A 13,762-nucleotide genomic window follows, 5' to 3' on the forward strand; every position below is an offset into this window, starting at 1 on the left:
GCCAGCGCCGGCCCCAGGATGCGAGGAAGCGACCATGAGCGACAAACGCCGGATCACGCCCGCCGACCTGCGCTCGAAGGCCTGGTTCGACAACCCGCACAACCCGGGCATGACCGCCCTCTACCTGGAGCGCTACCTCAATTACGGGCTGACGCCGGAGGAGCTGCGGTCGGGCAAGCCCCTGATCGGCATCGCCCAGACGGGTTCCGACCTGTCGCCCTGCAACCGCCATCACGTCGAGCTCGCCAAGCGGGTGCGGGACGGCATCACGGCGGCCGGCGGCGTCGCCTTCGAGTTTCCCTGCCACCCGATCCAGGAGACCGGGAAGCGGCCGACCGCGTCGCTCGACCGGAACCTCGCCTACCTGTCGCTGGTCGAGGTGCTGTACGGCTACCCGCTCGACGGCGTCGTGCTGCTGACCGGCTGCGACAAGACCATGCCGGCCTGTCTGATGGCGGCGGCCACCGTCAACATCCCGGCGATCTCGCTGAACGTCGGACCGATGCTCAACGGTTACTTCCAGAAGGAGCTGACCGGGTCCGGCACGATCGTCTGGAAGACGCGCGAGCGGCATGCCGCCGGCGATATCGACTTCCAGCAGTTCATGGACATCGTCGGGTCGTCGGCACCGTCCACGGGCCACTGCAACACGATGGGCACGGCCTCGACGATGAACGCCCTCGCCGAGGCGCTCGGCCTCGCGCTGCCCGGCTCGGCGGCGATCCCGGCGCCCTACCGCGAGCGCGGCCAGGCGGCCTACGCCACCGGCCAGCGGATCGTCGAGATGGTCTGGGAAGACCTCAAGCCCTCTGACATCCTGACCCGCGAGGCCTTCGAGAACGCGATCGTGGCCAACGCCGCGATCGGCGGTTCGACCAACGCGCCGATCCACATCAACGCCATCGCCAAGCATATCGGCGTGCCGCTGAGCTGCGACGACTGGGAACGGGTCGGGTTCGAGATCCCGCTGCTCGTGGACATGCAGCCCGCCGGCCGCTGGCTCGGCGAGGAGTATTTCCGCGCGGGCGGCCTGCCGGCGGTCTTCGCCGAGCTGATCGAGGCCGGGAAGGTCCACGAGGGTGCCCTGACCTGCAACGGCCGGACCGTCGGCGAGAACTACCGCGGGCGGCACAGCTGGAACCGCGACGTGATCCGCGCCTACGGCGAGCCGCTGATGGAGCGCGCCGGCTTCCTCAATCTCAAGGGGAGCCTGTTCGATTCCGCGATCATGAAGACCTGCGTGATCTCGGAGGAATTTGCCGCCCGCTACCTGCGCAATCCGAACGATCCGATGGCCTTCGAGGGGCGGGTGATCGTGTTCGACGGTCCCGAGGACTACCACACGCGGATCGACGACCCGGCGCTCGACATCGACGAGAACACCATCCTGATCATGCGCGGGGCCGGACCGATCGGCTATCCCGGCGCCGCCGAGGTGGTGAATATGCAGCCGCCCGGCGCCCTGATCCGGCGCGGCGTCACCTCGCTGCCCTGCATCGGCGACGGCCGGCAATCCGGCACCTCCGGCACGCCCGCCATCCTGAACGCGTCTCCCGAGGCGGCCGTGGGCGGCGGGCTGGCCCTGCTGCAGAGCGGCGACCGCATCCGCATCGATCTCAACCGCCGGAGCGCCGACATCCTGCTCCCGGCCGAGGAGATCGCGCGCCGGCGCTCGGATCTGGCGGCGCGCGGCGGATATCCCTACCCGGCGACGCAGACGCCCTGGCAGGAGATCTACCGCGATCAGGTCGACCAGCTCGATCAAGGCATGGTGCTGAAGGGCGCGGTGAAGTTCCAGAAGGTCGCGCAGGCCTCCGGGGTGCCGCGGGACAACCACTGAGGCCGTTACCAGAACCCGCCCGACGGGCGGACGCGGGGCTGCGACGGCCCGCGCGCCGGGCGAGGTTCGCGGCAGCCCGCGAGGCCGACCGCGGAACCGGGCCCCGGCAGCCCGTTACCAGCGTGACACCGCGGCCGGTTTGCGCCGCAGTGAATTTTGAATACATTTCCCCGCGGGTGGGCGCGTCCCATCTCGGGAGGGATCGATCGTGACGGAAGCGAGGGCGGATGCCCCGGCGCCGCGTGCAGCGGCGCGCCTCGAGGCCGGTTTGCCGCGCCGGCTGGCGGAGCAGCTCCATGGTGAGGCGCGCTTCGACGCCTTCACGCGCGGACGCTACAGCACCGATGCGTCGATCTACCAGATCATGCCCGCCGGCGTGGTGCTGCCGCGCTCCGCCGCCGACATCGCCGCGACCCTGCGCATCGCCGCCGAGCACGGCGCCCCGGTCATCCTGCGTGGCGGCGGCACCTCGCAGAACGGCCAGCCGATCGGGTCCGGCCTCGTCGTCGACTGCTCGCGGTACTTCAACGGCGTCCTGGCCTACGACGCGGAGGCCGGCACGATCACCGTCGAGCCCGGCATGGTGCTGGAGCGCCTGAACACCCGGGTGAAGGCCGACGGCTGGTTCTTCCCGGTCGAGCCCTCGACGGCCACCCGCTGCACCATCGGCGGCATGGCGGGCAACAATTCCTGCGGGGCCCGCTCCCTGCGCTACGGGAAGATGAGCGACAACGTCCTCGCGATCGAGGCGCTGCTCCACGACGGCGAGGCCTTCGGCTTCGGCCTGACCGGAAACGCGCATCCGGGCGTGAACGGGTCGGATCGGGCCGCGGCGCTCGCCGCGCGGATGCGCGGCCTCGCCGAGGACCACCGCGCCGAAATCGAGGCGCACTACCCGAAGGTTCAGCGCCGCGTGGGCGGCTACAACCTCGATTCGCTGATCGAGGCCCAGCCGAACCTCGCGCACCTGCTCGTCGGGTCCGAGGGCACGCTGGCCGCGACCACCGCGGTGACGCTGAAGCTCTCGCGCCTGCCGACACACCGCGTGATGGGCGTGTGCCACTTCCCGTCCTTCCGGGCGGCCATGGAGACGACGCGGCACATCGTCGGCCTGGACCCGGTGGCGGTCGAGCTGGTCGACAACAACGTCCTCGTGCTCGGCGCCGATATCCCGCTGTTCCGCACGACGCTCGCCGACATCACCAAGGGCAAGCCGAACTGCCTTCTGCTGACGGAGTTCGCCGGCGACGACCTCGCGTCGCTCCGGCGCGACCTGAAGCGCCTCGACGCCTGCATGGCCGATCACGGCTTCCCAGACGCCGTCATGGAGGTCGTCGAGCCCGCGCGCCAGAAATCCGTCTGGGAGGTGCGCGAGGCCTGCCTCAACATCATGATGTCGATGAAGGGCGACGCGAAGCCGGTCTCGTTCATCGAGGATTGCGCCGTCCCGCTGGAGCACCTCGCCGACTACACCGACGCGGTGACGGAGGTCTTCACCAAGAACGGCACCCGCGGCACGTGGTATGCCCACGCGTCTGTCGGCTGCCTGCATGTCCGCCCGATCCTCGACATGAAGGAGGCCGGTGACGTCCGGCGGATGCGGGCGATCGCGGAGGAGACCTCCGAGCTGGTGCGCCGCTACAAGGGCTCGTATTCCGGCGAGCACGGCGACGGCCTCTCGCGCTCGGAATTCGTCGAGCCGCTGTTCGGCGCGACGCTCACCCGCGCCTTCGAGACCGTGAAGGACACGTTCGACCCGGACAACCGGCTCAACCCCGGCAAGATCGTGCGGGCGCCGAAGTTCGACGATCGCAGCCTGTTCCGCTTTAAACCGGACTACGCCGTGTCGGCTCCGATGAAGACCGCCCTCGACTGGTCGGACTGGGGCGGCTTCGGCTCCGCCGTCGAGATGTGCAACAACAACGGCACCTGCCGGAAGCTCGTCGGCGGCGCCATGTGCCCCTCCTTCCGGGCAACCCGGGAGGAGCAGCACCTGACCCGGGGCCGGGCCAATTCCTTGCGGCTCGCGATCTCGGGCCAACTCGGCAAGGACGCCTTCACCAGCCCGGAGATGAAGCGCACCCTCGATCTCTGCGTCTCCTGCAAGGCCTGCCGCCGCGAGTGCCCGACCGGCGTCGACATGGCCAAGATGAAGATCGAGTTCCTGCACCATTACCACGCCCGCCACGGGCTGCCCCTGCGGGAGCGCCTGATCGCGACGATGCCGCTCTACGCCGGGGCCGCCGCGCGGCTGGCGCCGCTCCTCAACCTACGGGACCGGTACCCGGCCCTCGCCGCCCTCTCGGAGCGCGTCGCCGGCCTCTCGGCCAGGCGCTCGCTGCCGCGCTGGCGCCGGCCCTGGAGCGAGCAGGGCGAGCCCGCCCACGCGCAGGACGTCGCGGGCGATTTACGCGACGTGATCCTGTTCGGTGACACCTTCAACCGGGCCTTCGAGCGGGAGAATCTCGAGGCGGCCGAGCGCGTCCTGCAGGCGGCCGGCTACCGGCTGCACCGGGTCTACCCGTCCCGCGGCCGGCGCCCCCTCTGCTGCGGCCGGACCTGGCTCTCTGCCGGCCAGACCGACCGGGCGCGCCAGGAGGCGCGCCGCACCCTCGACGCGCTGCTGCCGTTCCTGCGTGCGGGGGCACGGGTCGTCGGCCTCGAGCCGTCCTGCCTGCTGACCTTCCGGGACGAGTTCGCGGCGCTCCTGCCCGGCGAAGAGGCCGCGCTGCTGGCCAAGCAGTCATTCCTGTTCGAGGAGCTTCTGGCCGCCGACCTGACGGCCGGACGCATCGCGCTGCCGTTCGCCGATCAGGGCGGCCGGGTCGCGCACCTGCACGGCCACTGCCATCAGAAATCCTTCGGCGTCATGGGCTCGGTCGAGACGGTGCTCCGGTCGGTGCCGGGGCTCGACCTGCGGGTCATCGAGTCGAGCTGCTGCGGGATGGCGGGCGCCTTCGGCTACCGGCCGGAATCCATCGAGACGTCCTTCGCCATGGCGGAGCTGTCGCTGTTCCCGGCGCTGCGCGCCGCAGGGCCCGACGACCTCGTGGTGGCCGACGGGACGAGCTGCCGTCACCAGATCCACGACGGGCTGGGTCTCCAGGCGGAACATGTGGCCCGCGTGCTGGATCGGGCCCTCGTGCCTCGACACTCCATTGCCGGGCACCTACACATAGACCACAGGTCGCACTGACCTGACGTGTGTCGGGGGACCATGAACAAAATCGAGCCCGGGATCGGCATCAGCCGCCGCTACCTCCACGACGAGGTCGCCGAGCGCATGCGCGAACTGATCCGGTCCGGCGAGATGGAGCCGAAGGCGCGGATCAACGAGAGCGAGCTGACCGAGCGCTTCGGGATCTCGCGGACGCCGCTCCGCGAGGCGATCAAGATCCTGGCGACGGAGGGACTGCTCGAACTGCTCCCGAATCGCGGGGCGCGCGTCGCCAGCATCTCAGACGGCGAACTCGAGGAGATGATGGAGGTGATCGCCGGGCTCGAGGCGACGGCCGGTGACCTCGCCTGCCGCACGATCACCGACGCCGACATCGACGCCCTGGTGGTCGACCACGACGCGATGGTCGAGGCCTGGAAATCGGGCGACGAGGCCGGTTACTTCAGCCACAACCGGCGCATCCACGAGGGGATCATGGCGGCGAGCCGCAACACGATCCTCGCCAATATCTACGAGAGCCTGTCCGGCCGGATCCAGCGCTCGCGCTACTCCGCCCACCAGACCCCCGAGCAGTGGGCCCGCGCCGTCTCCGAGCACGAGCGCATGATCGCGCTGCTGCGCGCCCGGGACGGTGCGGCGCTGGCCGTCCTGATGCGCGAGCACATCCGCGGGAAGAAGTCGGTGATCGCCGCCAATTACGGTGCGGCCGAGACTGCCTGAGCCTCAGCTGCGATAGACCGCGCCCGCGATCAGCCGGGCGTCCCGGTCATCTCGAACCAGAACGACGCGCCCGGCGTGCGGGAATCGTTCGCGTAGAGGAACGGGATGTCGGGGCCGGTGCCGCGGGCGGCGAAGACCGTCTTGACCCGAGCGCTCATCGCAGGGTCCTGGCAGATATACATCACCGGCACGGTCACCCGGAACGGCGGCGCGCCGCACAGCAGCATCGCTGCCAGAAGGTACTGCTCGTTGTACAATCGGCAGTTCCAGGCGGACGGGTAGTCGTCCGGGATGAAGATGTCGTGGATCTGCACGATCACGCCCGGCGCGAGGCGCGGCATCACCTCGAAGAAGAACACCGTTACATCCGAATTCGCGAAGGAGCGGTGCGAACCGTCGAAGAAGAGGATGTCGCCCGCCTTCAGTTCCTCGAAGATCTTCAGATCGCAGGATTCCAGCGGGCTGCGCACGGTCCAGTCGCAGAGCGCGTCGATCTCGCGGCGGGGCATCGGATCGATCGAGGTGATCCGCGTCGGAAGGTTCAGGGTGTCGATCGCGTGCCGCGCGAAGCAGGTCGAGCAGCCCGAGCCGATCTCGAAGAACCGAGACGGACGCTTCCAGGCCAGCATGGTCATCAGCGCGGCGCCGTCGAGGGCGGTGAACCACGTGTTGTTCCAGTGGGGCGTCGCCCCACCGGTCACGGGCGCGTCGTGCGGGACGCTGTGCAGCAGGTCCGCCCGCGCCTCGAGTTCCGTGAGGAAGCTGTCGTAGGCCGCGTGCGACCGGGCGAGCACCGCCTTGAGCTGGCCGTGCGGCGCCCGGCCCGGCGACCAGCGCGCGGACGGCACGACGGGGTAGTAATCGTGGACCGTGTGGCTCCAGCGAAAAACTTCCCGGCTGGCCCGGAAGATATCCACCCCCGCGCGACGGCCCGCGCTCCTGACGACGTCCTTCAGCATGATCGATCCCCGGCTCCGGATCGACAATGCCGGGACTGCAACTTATGGTCGAGTCGGGCGGAACACCTACGCAGTCCGACCTGCCGGCAGGGTTAGGGCGCGATGAAGGGACGATCCCGGGCCGGGCCCGGATTCGGACAGACCGCCGACGCAATTATCGCGGGCGACGCGCCCCCCGCCGCTCAGGCGGCGCTCGGCGCCCGCAGTCCGGCCACCAGATCGGTGAAGCGGTCGCCCTGGACGATCACGTGGCCCCGGAGGGCCTCCGCGGCGCCGGCCTCGTCGCCCGCGATGATCGCGGCGACGATCGCCTCGTGCTCGGCCAGCGATTGCGGCAGGCGCTGGCGCACGCGCAGCTGCAGCCGGCGATACGGGGCCAAGCGGCGATGGAGCGACAGCGCCTGCTCCGCCAGGAAGGCGTTCCGGCTCGCCCGGTACACCACCGTGTGGAACACGTAGTTCTCGGCGTAGTAGGCCTCGGTGTCCTCGGTGGTCAGGGCGGCGCGGCAGCCCTCCAGCGCGGCGCGCAGTGCGGCGGCGTCCTCGGGGACGAGGCGGCGCGCCGCGAGACGGCCGCAGGCCGCCTCGATCTCCGCCATCGTCTCGAACATGGCGAGCAGCAGGTGCGGCTCGGGCGCGCTGACGATCGCTCCCCGCCGGGGCTTCGTCTGCACCAGCCCGGTGACGGCGAGCTGCAGCAGCGCCTCCCGGATGGGCGTGCGCGAGACCCCGAAGCGGGCCGCGAGCTGGTTCTCGTCGAGTCGCGATCCCAAGGCGAGCTCGCCGGAGACGATCTCATCCTCGATTCGCTGCCGCAGCCGCTGCGCGTGGCTCATGCCGCCGTTCCCTCCCCCGATGAACGGGTCGCGCGCCGCCCCGCCCTTGAGGCCGGCGGATGTTCGGCGCGCGCGAACATTATGCTGGAGCATTGACAAAATATACAAGCCGGTTTTCCATGCATACAACGAAGCGCTGCACTATTGCAGCGCACAAAATTACGCCGCGTTGTTTGCGGTGCGGGAGAGCTCCATGACGCCAACTCGTCGATCGCTGATCGCGGCCACGCTCGCGGCACCGGCCATCCTGCGGTTCGGCCTGAACAGCGCGCAGGCAGCCACGACGCTGAAGCTGTCCCACCAGTTCCCCGGCGGCACGATCGACGAGGGCGATTTCCGCGACCGCATGTGCCGGAAGTTCGCCAAGATGGTCGGCGAGCGCTCGAAGGGCGCCCTGGACGTCCAGGTCTACCCGGGCTCCTCGCTGATGAAGACGAACGCCCAGTTCGGCGCCATGCGCAAGGGCGCGCTCGACATGTCGCTCTACCCGAGCCCCTATGCGGGCGGCGAGATTCCGGAACTCAATATCGGCCTGATGCCCGCCCTCGTGACGTCCTACGCGCAGGCCGTGGCGTGGAAGGCGGCCCCCGTCGGCCGCAAGCTCACCGAGATCCTGGACGCGAAGGGCATCATCCTGGTCTCCTGGGTCTGGCAGGCCGGCGGCGTCGCGAGCCGGGAGCGCGCCCTCGTGGCGCCGGCCGACGCCAAGGGGATGAAGGTCCGCGGCGGCTCGCGCGAGATGGACATGATGATGAAGGAGGCCGGCGCGGCCACCCTCTCGATCCCGTCGAACGAGTCCTACGCGGCGATGCAGACCGGCGCCTGCGACGCGGTGATCACCTCATCCACTAGCCTGATCTCCTTCCGCCTGGAGGAGCTGTCCAAGGCGCTGACCTCGGGACGCGAGCGCTCCTACTGGTTCATGCTCGAGCCGATCATGATGTCCAAGATCGTGTTCTCGGGCCTGCCGAAGGAGCAGCAGGACCTGATCATGGCGGTCGGCACGGAGCTCGAGGCCTTCGGCCAGGCCGGCGCGAAGGAGGACGACACCCGCGTCGAGGAGATCTTCGCCAAGGCCGGCGCCAAGGTCGTCCAGGTCGACGAGAAGTCCCTCGGCCAGTGGCGGGATCTCGCCCGCAGCACGGCCTGGAAGGACTACGCCGCCAAGAACGCGAACTGCGCGGAACTGCTGAAGCTCGCGGAGCAGGTCGCGTGAGCCACGGCTTCGACGCGGCCACGGCCGCTCCGGAGGCGCGCGGGGCCGAGGAACCGCGCCTTCCGGGCCTCCTCGGCACCTTCGATCGGGGCATGCGCCTCCTGAACAAGGTGATCCTGGCCGTCGGCGGCCTCTGCCTGGTGGCAGCCTGCCTCGTCCTGACCCACAGCGTCGTCGTCCGCTACCTCCTGAAGGAGCCGACGGAGTGGCAGGACGAGATGGCGGTGTACCTCATCATCGGGGCCACCTTCCTGTCGGCGGCCGGCGTGCAGGCCAAGCGCGGGCACGTGGCGATCGAGGCCCTGACCGGCCTCCTCCCGCCTGCGGCGAACCGGGTCCGGCTCCTGCTGGCCGACGTCGTCAGCCTCGCCTTCTGTCTGTTCTTCGCGTGGAAGAGCTGGTCGCTCGATCACGAGGCCTGGGTCGACGGTCAGGTCTCGCAGTCGACCTGGGGACCGCCCCTCTGGATCCCCTACACGCTCATGTCCGTCGGCATGAGCCTGCTGTGCCTCCAGTTCGTCCTGCAGATCGCCGAGGCCCTCGCCTACGGGCCGCGGGCCGCCGGCTGGGCGCAGCCCAAGATCGGGCTCGGGGCCGACGTGAATCGCGACATGCACGGGGCGGCCGAGGTCGCGCCCCGGGGACCGGACCCGATGGGTCAGACCGTTTCCGCGAAGGTTGAACGATGAGCACGGCCGCGATCGGCTTCCTGTACGCGGGCGCGACCCTCGGGGCGATGCTCTCGGGCATCCCCATCGCCTTCGCGCTGGGCTTCGTGGCGCTCGCCTTCATGGTGGCGTTCATGCCCGGCGCCTCCCTCGATACGGTGGCGCAGAACGTCTACGAGGAAATGGCCTCCATCACCCTGCTGTCGATCCCGCTCTTCATCCTGAAGGGCGCGGCCATCGGGCGGTCCAAGGCGGGCCAGGATCTCTACACGGCCATGCACGCCTGGATGCACCGCATCCCGGGCGGCCTGGGCATCGCCAACGTCTTCGCCTGCGCGCTCTTCGCCGCCATGGCGGGCTCCAGCCCGGCCACCTGCTCGGCGATCGGCTCGGCCGGCATCCCGGAGATGCGCAAGCGCGGCTACTCGCCGGGCTTCGCGGCCGGGATCATCGCGGCGGGCGGCACGCTCGGCATCCTGCTGCCGCCCTCGATCACCATGATCCTGTACGCGGTGGCGGCCGAGCAGTCGCTCGGGCGGCTGTTCCTCGCGGGCATCGGGCCTGGGCTCCTGCTCGTGGGCCTGTTCGCCGCGTGGTCGATGGTGCGCTTCCGCTCGGAATACGCCGCCGCGAAGGTGGCCCTGGAGCGCGGCGGGCCGGCCTCGCCGATCCTGGCGGACGAGCAGTACAGCATGGCGCAGCGCTTCTCGACGCTGCCGCGGGTTCTGCCCTTCGTGGTCCTGCTCACCGGCGTGATGGTGGCGCTGTACGGCGGCTACGCCACACCGTCCGAGACCGCGGGCCTCGGCGGGCTGATGGCCCTGGCGCTGATCGCCGCGATCTACGGCGTCTGGCGCTTCCGCGACGTCACGCCGATCCTGACGGCGACGCTGCGGGAATCGACCATGCTGATGCTGATCATCGGCATGTCGCTGCTCTACGCCTACGTGATGAGCTACCTGCACATCTCGCAGTCGGCCGCCGCCGCGATCGTCGCGATGCAGCTGTCGCCGTGGGTGCTGCTGGTGACCATCCTGGCGCTGGTGATCGCGCTCGGCTTCTTCCTGCCGCCGGTCTCGATCATCCTGATGACGGCGCCGATCATCCTGCCGCCGCTCAAGGCCGCCGGCTTCGACCTCGTCTGGTTCGGCGTCGTGATGACCATCACCATGGAGATGGGCCTGATCCACCCGCCGGTGGGCCTCAACATCTTCGTCATCAAGAACATCGCCCCGGACATCCCGCTCTCGGACATCATCTGGGGCACCCTGCCCTTCGTGATCCTGATGGCGGTGGCGATCCTGATCCTGTGCCTCGTGCCGGGCATCGCGATGTGGCTGCCGGACCTGCTGCTGACGACGACGCGGTAGGTCGAAACACGCAGCGAGTCTGCCGGGCAGGCCCCTCTCCGCCGGGAGAGGGGCCTGTCGCGCGAGGGGACACGGTCGCGCGAGCGTCGCGCCCCGCGCAGTGGCGGCCCGCGTCGGCGCGCTGGCCGGCGCGACCGGAGCCGCCTATGGCAGCGCGCGCGCCGCCCCGCCCCGATCCCGAGCTTCGGACCGAACCATGAGCCTCGCCTCCGTGCGCGCCTTCTTCGCCGAGAAGGCGCCCGACATCGCGGTCATCGTGCTGGAGACCAGCACCGCGACCGTTGCCGAGGCGGCGGAGGGCCACGGCGTCGCCCCGGCCCAGATCGCCAAGACGCTCTCGATCCGGGTCGGCGATCAGGTCGCCCTGGTGGTGACGCGCGGCGACGCGCGGCTCGACAACCGGAAGGCCAAGGCTGCCTTCGGCGGCAAGGTGCGGATGCTCGACCTCGGCGAGGTCGAGGCGCTCACCGGCCATCCGGTGGGCGGCGTCTGCCCCTTCGGCCTGCTGGCGCCGCTGCCGGTCTACTGCGACGTCTCCCTGCAGGCGTTCGACGAGGTGGTGCCGGCCGCCGGCAGCACCCACAGCTCGGTGCGGATCGCGCCGGCGCGGATGGCCGAGCTGACCGGCGCCGCCTGGGTCGATGTCTGCGCGCTGCCGGGCTGAGCGGCGCGGCCAGCGCCATTCCCGCTCCGCACGAGGTGCGGATCCCCGCTCCCGCGCGGGAGAGGGAGAGGTTGAGGGATCAGGGCTGTCCAGACGAGGCGCGCGCCGTCGACGGAGGATCGCGCGCTTGATCCTTAACGTTCTCGTCCCTCACCCCAACCCTCTCCCGCCCGGGAGAGGAGGCATGGCGCCTCTGTCTCGACACTGAAGACGCTTTCTCTCCGGACCGTCGCAACACCCTCCGGTGCGGCCCTAGCGCCCGGTCCAGTTGGGCGGGCGCTTGCCGAGGAACGCCTCCATGCCCTCGCGGAAATCCTGGCTCATGTAGCACATGAGGATCAGGTCATCGCCGGGATGCGGCGCGCCCTCGGCGCCGGCCTCCTCCTCGGCGAGCCGCCGCAGACCCTCCTTGGTCGCCTGCATGGTCAGCGGCGCGTGGTTGGCCAAGAGCTGGGCCAGCGTATCGACCCGCTCCGTGAGCGCGATCCGATCGTCGACCACCTCGCCCACGAGGCCGATGGCGAGCGCCTCCTCGGCGCCGACGAGGCGGGCGGTGAAGATGATGTCCTTGACTCGCGCCGGGCCGATCAGGCCGGAGAGCCGCTTGAGGTTGCCCTGGCTCAGGCAGTTGCCGAGGGTGCGGGCGATCGGGAAGCCGAAGCGGGCGTCGCGCGTGGCGATGCGCAGGTCGCAGGCCGCCGCGATGGCCGCGCCGCCGCCCGTGCAGGCGCCGGCGATCGCCGCGATGGTCGGCACCCGCAGCCGCTCCAGGGAGCCCAGCACCCTGTCCATGAAGCGCTCGTAGCCCAGCGCGTCCTCGGCGGTGCTGAAGTCGCGGAACTGGGCGATGTCGGTCCCGGCCGCGAAGGCCTTGTCGCCCGCACCGGTGATGATCAGCGCCTTGACCGCGGGGTTCCCGGCGATCGCCTCGCAGCAGGTGATCAGGCCCTGGTACATCGCGAAGGTCAGCGCGTTGCGCGCCTGCGGACGGTTCAGGACGATGCGGGCGATGCCGGCCTCGTCGGTGGTGAACAGCAACTCGTCGGTCGCGGGCTTGGCGGTCATGCGCGGCGTCTCCGGGTGGCGGCGTCAGGCCGCGGTCTCGCGGACCACGCCCCGCGCGATCAGCGCGTCGATCTCGGCCGGCGCGTAGCCGGCCTCCGCCAGGATCGCCCGGGAATGCTCGCCGAGCAACGGGGCCGGCCCGTGCACGCGACCCGGTGTCTCGGAGAACTTCACCGGCAGGCCGAGCGTCTTCATGCGGCCGACCCGCGGGTGATCGACCTCGACCACCATCTCGCGGGCGAGGGTCTGCGGGTCCCGGTGCATCGCGTTCACGTCGAGGACCGGGCCGGCCGGGACGCCGCCGGCTTCCAGCCGGGCGAGCCACTCGGCCGAGCCGTGGGCCCGGAAGACCGGCGCGAGGGTCGCGGCGAGCGCGTGCCGGTTGGCCATCCGGTCGCGGTTCAGCGCGAAGCGCGGGTCTTCGGCGAGGTCGTCGGCGCCGATGGCCTTCAGCAGGCGCGTCCAGTTGGTCTGGTTGGCCGCGCCGATCGTGATCCAGCCGTCGGCGGTCTCGAAGGCCTCGTAGGGGGCGTTCAGCGGATGGGCCGAGCCCATCGGCCCGGGAGCGACCCCGGTCGCCATGGCGATGGCCGACTGCCAGTAGGTGTGGGTGATGCCGGCCTCGAACAGCGACGTGTCGACCGCCTGGCCCCGGCCCGTGCGGAGCCGGTTCGCGTAGGCGGCGAGGATGCCCATGGCGGCCAGGATGCCGGCGGTGATGTCGGTGACCGGCGGCCCGCACTTCATCGGCGGACGCCCGGGCCCCTCCCCGGTCACCGACATGAGGCCGCTCATCCCCTGCGCCACGAGGTCGAACCCGGCCCGGTCGGCGTAGGGACCGGTGCGGCCGAAGCCGGAGAGCGAGCAGTAGACCAGCTCCGGGAACTCGACCTTCAGGGTCTCGTACCCGATCCCGAGGCGCTCCATCGTGCCGCCGCGGTAGTTCTCGATCAGGGCGTCCGCGCCCTTGAGCAGGCGCCGCAGGACCGCGACACCGTCCGGATCCTTCAGGTCGAGGCTGAGTCCGCGCTTGCCGCGGTTCATCATCATGTAGGCCGCGCTCTCGCCCTCGAGGGCGGGCGGGACGGTGCGACGGGTGTCGTCGCCCTCCCTCTTCTCGACCTTGATCACCTCCGCACCCATGTCGGCGAGCATCAGCCCGCAGACCGGCCCGGCCATGATGTGGGCGAGCTCGATCACCCGCATCCCGGCGAGGGGACCCGACCGCTTCATCGTCTCCGCCATC

The 13,762-nt window shown here is 70.4% G+C and carries 11 protein-coding genes; 7 read left to right on the top strand and 4 right to left on the bottom strand.

Annotated elements, in window-relative coordinates:
- The first annotated feature begins 34 nt into the window (after positions 1 to 34).
- The 3 genes from BM314_RS01755 to BM314_RS01765 all read left to right on the top strand — a co-directional run bounded on the left by BM314_RS01755 (position 35) and on the right by BM314_RS01765 (position 5,738).
- Positions 35 to 1,840, top strand: coding sequence for an IlvD/Edd family dehydratase (locus BM314_RS01755; protein WP_020091903.1), 1,806 nt, complete (start codon positions 35 to 37; stop codon positions 1,838 to 1,840).
- Between the two features lie 208 nt (positions 1,841 to 2,048).
- The gene (locus BM314_RS01760) at positions 2,049 to 5,036 is read left to right on the top strand and encodes an FAD-binding and (Fe-S)-binding domain-containing protein (protein WP_091976626.1); all 2,988 of its coding nucleotides are present in this window, start codon (positions 2,049 to 2,051) and stop codon (positions 5,034 to 5,036) included.
- A gap of 21 nt (positions 5,037 to 5,057) precedes the next feature.
- Positions 5,058 to 5,738 carry a GntR family transcriptional regulator gene (locus BM314_RS01765; RefSeq protein WP_020091901.1) on the top strand — a complete coding sequence of 227 codons (681 nt, stop codon included), beginning with the start codon at positions 5,058 to 5,060 and terminating at the stop codon, positions 5,736 to 5,738.
- 29 nt (positions 5,739 to 5,767) lie between these two features.
- Here the strand turns inward: BM314_RS01765 and BM314_RS01770 are convergent, their stop codons facing one another.
- Both BM314_RS01770 and BM314_RS01775 read right to left on the bottom strand, forming a co-directional pair.
- Positions 5,768 to 6,697, bottom strand: coding sequence for a class I SAM-dependent methyltransferase (locus tag BM314_RS01770; protein ID WP_091976628.1), 930 nt, complete (start codon positions 6,695 to 6,697; stop codon positions 5,768 to 5,770).
- A 182-nt stretch (positions 6,698 to 6,879) separates the two neighbouring features.
- Entirely contained in the window at positions 6,880 to 7,533 is a 654-nt protein-coding gene (locus tag BM314_RS01775) for a GntR family transcriptional regulator (protein WP_056528436.1), read from the bottom strand.
- Positions 7,534 to 7,726: 193 nt separating this feature from the next.
- Here BM314_RS01775 and dctP point away from each other — a divergent pair, with 193 nt between their 5' ends.
- The 4 genes from dctP to BM314_RS01795 all read left to right on the top strand — a co-directional run bounded on the left by dctP (position 7,727) and on the right by BM314_RS01795 (position 11,451).
- The gene (dctP, locus tag BM314_RS01780; protein ID WP_020091898.1) at positions 7,727 to 8,749 is read left to right on the top strand and encodes a TRAP transporter substrate-binding protein DctP; all 1,023 of its coding nucleotides are present in this window, start codon (positions 7,727 to 7,729) and stop codon (positions 8,747 to 8,749) included.
- Positions 8,746 to 9,438, top strand: coding sequence for a TRAP transporter small permease (locus BM314_RS01785; RefSeq protein ID WP_056528433.1), 693 nt, complete (start codon positions 8,746 to 8,748; stop codon positions 9,436 to 9,438). Before dctP ends, BM314_RS01785 begins: the two co-directional genes overlap by 4 nt.
- Complete coding sequence (locus BM314_RS01790; protein ID WP_020091896.1) at positions 9,435 to 10,787, top strand: TRAP transporter large permease; 1,353 nt, start codon at positions 9,435 to 9,437, stop codon at positions 10,785 to 10,787. The genes BM314_RS01785 and BM314_RS01790 overlap by 4 nt, the downstream gene beginning before the upstream one ends.
- Positions 10,788 to 10,983: 196 nt before the next feature.
- Positions 10,984 to 11,451, top strand: coding sequence for a YbaK/EbsC family protein (locus BM314_RS01795; RefSeq protein ID WP_091976630.1), 468 nt, complete (start codon positions 10,984 to 10,986; stop codon positions 11,449 to 11,451).
- Positions 11,452 to 11,703: 252 nt separating this feature from the next.
- Here BM314_RS01795 and BM314_RS01800 read toward each other — a convergent pair whose 3' ends face one another.
- The gene (locus BM314_RS01800) at positions 11,704 to 12,516 is read right to left on the bottom strand and encodes an enoyl-CoA hydratase/isomerase family protein (RefSeq protein WP_091677110.1); all 813 of its coding nucleotides are present in this window, start codon (positions 12,514 to 12,516) and stop codon (positions 11,704 to 11,706) included.
- Positions 12,517 to 12,540: 24 nt separating this feature from the next.
- Entirely contained in the window at positions 12,541 to 13,761 is a 1,221-nt protein-coding gene (locus BM314_RS01805; protein WP_170868016.1) for a CaiB/BaiF CoA transferase family protein, read from the bottom strand.
- Position 13,762 lies beyond the last annotated feature (1 nt).

It is taken from the genome of Methylobacterium sp. 13MFTsu3.1M2, from assembly GCF_900112625.1.
Taxonomy (GTDB): domain Bacteria; phylum Pseudomonadota; class Alphaproteobacteria; order Rhizobiales; family Beijerinckiaceae; genus Methylobacterium.